The organism is Caballeronia sp. M23-90, from assembly GCF_053574605.1.
Genome location: NZ_JBSIPA010000406.1, coordinates 1 through 5,996 on the forward strand (window position 1 = coordinate 1; position 5,996 = coordinate 5,996).

Sequence of the window (5,996 nt, forward strand, 5' to 3'; positions counted from 1 at the left end):
TGCGATCGCAATCATGATCGCGTTATTGCGCATCGATTGAATCCTGCTCATAAGTTTCCCCTTAACGCGCGACGACCGAGCGCGCGCGCGTGCCGGTATCGAACGCACCGCAGACGGTCGACTCGCTGCTTCATGCTCAATTGCCACTGACACAAACGCTCGGCAGCCAGGCGTTCGGTCAATCTGGCGCGACGGCAGCGATCCAGCCGCAACTCGTCGCGCGTTAAGGGGAAACTTATGAGCAGGATTCAATCGATGCGCAATAACGCGATCATGATTGCGATCGCAATTGGCGTGTTGCCGTTTGCGTCACCCGTTCTGGCACAGACGCAAGTTCAAACGCCTTTGACCGCGCAAGCGCAAGCACAGCCGCAATCGCAGGCACAACCGCAGTACGAGACTGTTGTGCGGCCACCCGTCATGGAGCAGCCAGTCGAGGCGCCTGTGACGCGCATAGGCGATTCAACTGTCGCGTGGCTCGCAATGCAGCGTGAGGGCCGCCTTGCGGCGCCCGCACAGCCCATGCTCGGCGTCGAGGCCGATGCCGCGTTTCGCCGATACCTCAAGTCATTCGATCATCCGATTCCGGCGCAACTGAATTCGTCGGTGGGCGAGGTGGGTGCTGGATCGGGTGGCGGGGCACAGAACTGACATGCGCCGCTCATCGATAACAACCGGACCCGTATCCCGCCGCCGTCAGCGCGGGATTGCGAGCGTGATCGCCTCGATCTGGCTGGTCGCAGCGGTCATCTTGCTGGGCGTTATCGATATTGGCAACGTGTTCTATCAACGACGCCTGTTGCAGGGCGTGGCGGATCTTGCGGCTAGCGCAGGCGTGCAGGTTATCGATGACGCCTGTTCGAGGGCTCCGGCAACCGCTGCGGGAAGCGCCGGTGCAAACGGCTTCACGGCCTCGGGAACAAGCAACACGATCACGACGACATGCGGCCGTTGGGACCCGACGCTCTATGCCGGACCGACCTACTTCGCTGCGGCCGGTACGCCCGCGAACGCGGTACAGGTCACAGTGGCGAAGCAAGTGCCGTACTTCTTCGCCGGACCGGGACGCATGGTCACGGCGACAGCGACCGCGCAGGCCATCAACGTGGGCGCGTTCAGTATTGGCACGACTACGGCAAGCGTCGATCCAACAGTCATCACCGGCTTGTTGAACTCCATGCTGGGGACGAATATCAACTCGTTGCAGATATCGGCGGCGGGCTATGCGGGGCTTGCGCAATCGCGGATCGAAATCGGCGACCTGGTAACGGCGGCGGGCGTCGGCACCGTGAATCAGTTGCTCGCACTGAATCTCACCGAAGCCCAGATCGCCAAGTTGACGCTCACCGCATTGCAGAACACCCATGTACTGAACGCGAATTTGTCCGCGGCGGTGGGCGCGTTGCAGACCATTGTCAACGCGAACATCCAGGGTTCGGGGACGTTGGCGATAGGCGCGGCAAACGGCTCGGCGGGGCTGCTGCAAATCGGTCTAGCCGATACACAATCCGCCTTGCACGCCACCATCAGTCCGTTCGATGCGTTGATGGTCACCGCCGAGGTTGCGCAAGCGGGGAAGGCGGCTATCAACGTGGGAACCGCGCTCAACCTGGGCGTGGCGACTGCGTCGCTGCAGGTCCAGATCATCCAGCCGCCGGTGCTGGCGGTCGGCGAGGCCGGCAAGACGCCGGGTGGAGCGTGGCGAACGGTGGCCAGTTCAGCACAATTGCAGGCGGCCATAAAGGTCTCCTTGGGTCAGGTGCCGGCGCTTGCCGCCCTCGGACTGGGTTCACCGGTCCTCAATTTGCCTGTGAACATTGCCGTGGCGCCGGGACAAGCCTGGCTGGTTTCAACTCAATGTGCCTCGACGCAGGCGGCAAGCAATTCGGTGGTCGGTGTTCAGACTGGTATCGCGCAGGTTTGCGTGGGGGATTCGATCACCAATCCATTCGCAGCGACACCGTTTAGTTGTTCGCCCGCGACGTTGATCAACGTGCCTAATGTATTGACCATCACGACTGCTGCGGGTCTTCCGGCGACAGTGCCGGCATCGAGTGCTGTGAACATGACGTTCGACGGTATTTCCGGAAATGCTGATGACTATCAGACGACCAATTCGAACCAGGTAGGGGGCGTGTTATACAACGCAACGCTCGGCCTGGCGACACAGCTTTCCAGCCCGACCGGTTTGACGCTTAAAGTGTTCGGCGCTCAGACTCTCCTGGGCTCGGTACTTGGACAGCTTGTTGTCGGCCCGGTGTTGGCCATTCTGTTGCCCTTGCTGAAGCCCGTTTTCAACGCGCTGGATTCCATCCTCACGCCGATACTGCAACTACTCGGCGCACAGATCGGCGTCAGCACCGTTCACGGCTTGCCGCCTGTATGCGGGCAATCGCAACTGCAGTACTGAAGCTTCGCTTCATCGACGCCGATAACCTTATCAAGTACCACACGCATCAAAGCCATGAGATTCGATCAATGAGACCAGCGACAAAAATCGACGACCTCGATATCTATGTGTGGGAAGGCAAGGCGGATATCGTCGAGCAGGTGGTGCGCTGCATGTCGAGTTTCGAAGTCGATGTGATTCGCGCCGACGGCATGTCGATCGCCTCGAGCCAGACGTCGGAGCGCCAGGCGATTGCCATTGTGAGTGTCAGCGTGATCGATACAGGCGCGTTCGCGTTGCGCGACTGGGAAGCACATCGCGGCATGCCGGTCGTCTGGGTAGGCGCCGCCCCGCGCGAACGCGATGCCGCGGTTTTCCCCACCGACTACTCGCATATCCTGCCGCTCGACTTTACCGGCGCCGAGTTGCGCCGCATGGTGGCGAAGCTTGCTCAACAGCTTCGCGCGCATGGCGAAGAGGTTCAGGAATCGAGCGCGTTGATAGCAAACGCCGAGTGCATGCAGACCTTGCTGCGCGAGGTGGAAACCTTCGCCGATTGCGATACCAGCGTCCTTGTGCACGGCGAAACCGGCGTGGGCAAGGAGCGCATTGCGCAGATGCTGCACGAGCGCCACTCGCGTTATTCAGAGGGACCGTTCGTGCCGGTGAACTGCGGTGCGATTCCCGATGGTCTCTTTGAATCCCTTTTCTTCGGTCACGCAAAAGGATCGTTCACTGGCGCCGTGATCGCCCACAAGGGCTACTTCGAACAGGCCGATGGCGGTACGCTGTTCCTCGATGAAATCGGCGACATGCCGCTTTATCAGCAGGTCAAATTGCTGCGCGTTCTGGAAGACAGCGCGGTGACGCGCATTGGTTCGGCTACGCCCGCGAAGGTGGATTTCCGGCTGGTCGCGGCGAGCCACAAAAGCTTGCCGCAGCTCGTGAAGGACGGTGAGTTTCGCGCGGACCTTTATTATCGGCTGGCGGTGATCGAGTTGAAGATTCCGTCGCTCGAGGAACGCGGCGCAGTCGACAAGATCGCGTTGTTCAAGTCGTTCATTGCACAGGTGGTGGGACAAGAAAAACTCGCGACGTTGCCCGAGCTTCCCTACTGGCTCGCTGATGCAGTCGCCGACAGTTATTTTCCCGGCAATGTCCGCGAGTTGCGCAATCTCGCTGAGCGTATCGGCGTGACGGTGCGTCAGTTGGGATCGTGGGATACGGCGCGCCTGCAGCGGCTGCTGGCACTCGCCCGGACCTCGCAGCCGTTGCCGCCGGACCTCAACGCGGAAGTGGTCGTGGACCGCAGCAAGTGGGACATGAACGAGCGCAATCGCGTGCTTGCCGCGCTCGATGCCAACGGCTGGCGCCGGCAGGACACGGCAAGTCATCTTGGTATCAGCCGCAAGGTCCTGTGGGAGAAGATGCGCAAGTTCCAGATCTTCGACGAAGAGCCTGAAACGCGCGCCGTCGACTGATTCACGACTTCAACCCAATGCCGCGGTCAACGTCGCGAAGGTGCGTTCATCGGTGCGTTCGAAGTGCAGCGGCGTGACCGACACGCGTCCCGATGCAACCACTGCCGTCTCGCTGTCGGGCGTATTTTCACGCGGGCCGCGCTGGAATCGCAGCCAGTGATATTGCAGTCCGCGCGGATCGGTTTGCGGCAATACATCGATACCCTCCACCAGTCCCACGCCTTGACGCGTAGGCGTGAGCGGACCCGCTGAAGCGGCATCGACATCGGGAAAATTCACGTTGAGGCAAGTGGGTGCATCGTGTGCGATGGCAGCCAGTTGACTGATCACGCCGGGCGCGAGCGCACGCGATGTATCCCAGCGCACGTTCTCGCGATCGCTGAATGTCTGGCTCAGCGCGATCGACGGCAAACCGAGCAGCAAGCCCGTCATGGCCGCGCCAACCGTGCCGGAGAACATGGTTTCCGCACCGAGATTGCCACCGCGGTTGATGCCGGACAGCACGAGCGTAGGCCGCGCATCCCGCATCAGGTGTCGCACGCCCATCACGACGCAATCGCCCGGCGTGCCGAGTACGCCAAAGCGGCGAGGGCCGTGCTGGCTTACACGCAAAGGCGAATGCAGGCTGATGGAATGCGAGGTGCCGCTTTGATCGTGCTCGGGCGCGACGACCCACACTTCATCGGCGATTTCCGCTGCGACGGCTTCGAGCACGGCGAGGCCGGGTGCATCGATACCATCGTCGTTGGTCAGCAGGACGCGTTGAATCCGCTGTTGTAATGTAGACGATGAAGCGGCAGGCATTGCAGATCTCCTTGTCGATTGACGGATGTACGAGTCAATCGATTATTCCAGAGATCGCGTTGTCGGGTAGCGGGGTGCGTTACTTGATGCCGAGCCCGCGCAGGACGGCGTTGCCGTCGGCGGTCAGGCGAAACTTGGCTTCGCCCGGTTCCGGCGTCACCATTTCCACGTAGCCGTATTCGCTGAGCGAGGCGACATCGGGCGTGGCTGCACGCACATCGATGGGCGCGTGCAGCAGCAACAGCAGCGTGGCGATTTCGTGATGGCTCAACAATCTCTTGATGGCTCGCACTGGAGCCGATGCGTCGCGGAGGTTCATGACGAACTCCTTTCGTTGATGCTTTACGCGTAGTGCTTTGCGGGCGATTTGACTGCAACAGTCATGATGCAAGTGGGGCGAGGGTATCGACGAAGTCTTAGGCGAAACTTAAAACCGAAATAAAGCATGTGACGAATGCTTACCGCCTGAGACGGTGCACGCCTAGAAGTGATAGTCCGGGTTCTTCGGATTGAAGGTGTCCTCGTCGAAAACCTTCGGCGCGATGTTCTGGAAAACGATGCTTTCGAAGACATTGCCATCGTTATCGAAGGATTCGGCGGTGCGGAAATACGGCCTTCTCAGGTCGAGTCCGAGCACCTCTTTTTTCGCATAGAACTGTGGCTGACCCGATGGCGTTTCGTAAGTGAATGCCACCACGCGCGCGCCGTCGATGGTCTTCACCTCGATGTTGTTCGCTCGGGTCACGCCCGCTTCGGCGAACTTCTTGCCTTCTGCCAGGAACTGCTGCGTGATGAATTCGGTGCCGAGGTCGCGAATGGAATGACGCGATTGCGAGCGCGCGAGCGATCCGTCAAGTGCGGTCCAGAGCGTCATGACGTTGAGAATGCCGCCGAGGTGGCCGAGCATTTCGTCGGGGCGCGTGGTTTCGTCGTAGAGGATTTCCTGGCCCGCGTGGTCGCCGTCGGGCAGCCATTTGGCGTAGACGCGCATGGGGTCGCGCGTGACACGCACGAGCATGTGATCGGGTTGGTCGGGCCATCTTCCCTCGATGCGCTCGCGCCGCAGCATGGTGAACTCATACGACGGGTACCCGTTCGGACCTTCCTTCAGATAACGCGGCAACGCAAGCGGATCGAGCGATTGAAACAAAGACACCAGCGCCGTGTCGCTCATTTTCGCGAGCATGCCGGATAGCTGCGTCAGCTTCCAGAACTCGTCGTTCAGACGATCGATGTCCTCGCCCGAATCGCGCAAGCCGTTGAACAACGGTTTTTTCAGCGAAAAAATAAAGGTTGCGGTTTCCTCGGGGGAAAAACCTTGA

General features: G+C 60.4%; 7 protein-coding genes. 4 read left to right on the forward strand and 3 right to left on the reverse strand.

The genetic code is table 11. The annotated features are described in order from the left end of the window. The first annotated feature begins 89 nt into the window (after positions 1–89). The 4 genes from ACRXB1_RS28335 to ACRXB1_RS28350 all read left to right on the forward strand — a co-directional run bounded on the left by ACRXB1_RS28335 (position 90) and on the right by ACRXB1_RS28350 (position 3,870). On the forward strand, positions 90–227 hold the full coding sequence (locus tag ACRXB1_RS28335; RefSeq protein WP_449493916.1) for a hypothetical protein: 138 nt from the start codon (positions 90–92) through the stop codon (positions 225–227). Positions 228–237: 10 nt separating this feature from the next. Beyond that, a complete protein-coding gene (locus ACRXB1_RS28340; protein WP_375507467.1) occupies positions 238–651 on the forward strand; it encodes a DUF3613 domain-containing protein in 414 nt (137 codons plus the stop codon). Between the two features lie 64 nt (positions 652–715). After that, a complete protein-coding gene (locus ACRXB1_RS28345) occupies positions 716–2,410 on the forward strand; it encodes a TadG family pilus assembly protein (protein WP_449493917.1) in 1,695 nt (564 codons plus the stop codon). Between the two features lie 68 nt (positions 2,411–2,478). Further along, a complete protein-coding gene (locus tag ACRXB1_RS28350; protein WP_449493918.1) occupies positions 2,479–3,870 on the forward strand; it encodes a sigma 54-interacting transcriptional regulator in 1,392 nt (463 codons plus the stop codon). 9 nt (positions 3,871–3,879) lie between these two features. On the opposite strand, the gene surE is transcribed toward ACRXB1_RS28350, so the two are convergent. The 3 genes from surE to ACRXB1_RS28365 form a co-directional block, all read right to left on the reverse strand. Further along, the gene (gene surE / locus ACRXB1_RS28355) at positions 3,880–4,674 is read right to left on the reverse strand and encodes a 5'/3'-nucleotidase SurE (protein WP_449493919.1); all 795 of its coding nucleotides are present in this window, start codon (positions 4,672–4,674) and stop codon (positions 3,880–3,882) included. Between the two features lie 79 nt (positions 4,675–4,753). Next, the gene (locus ACRXB1_RS28360) at positions 4,754–4,993 is read right to left on the reverse strand and encodes a hypothetical protein (protein ID WP_061999617.1); all 240 of its coding nucleotides are present in this window, start codon (positions 4,991–4,993) and stop codon (positions 4,754–4,756) included. A gap of 162 nt (positions 4,994–5,155) precedes the next feature. Continuing rightward, the coding region (locus ACRXB1_RS28365; RefSeq protein ID WP_449493920.1) for a DUF1571 domain-containing protein at positions 5,156–5,996 on the reverse strand (841 nt) is incomplete at its 5' end.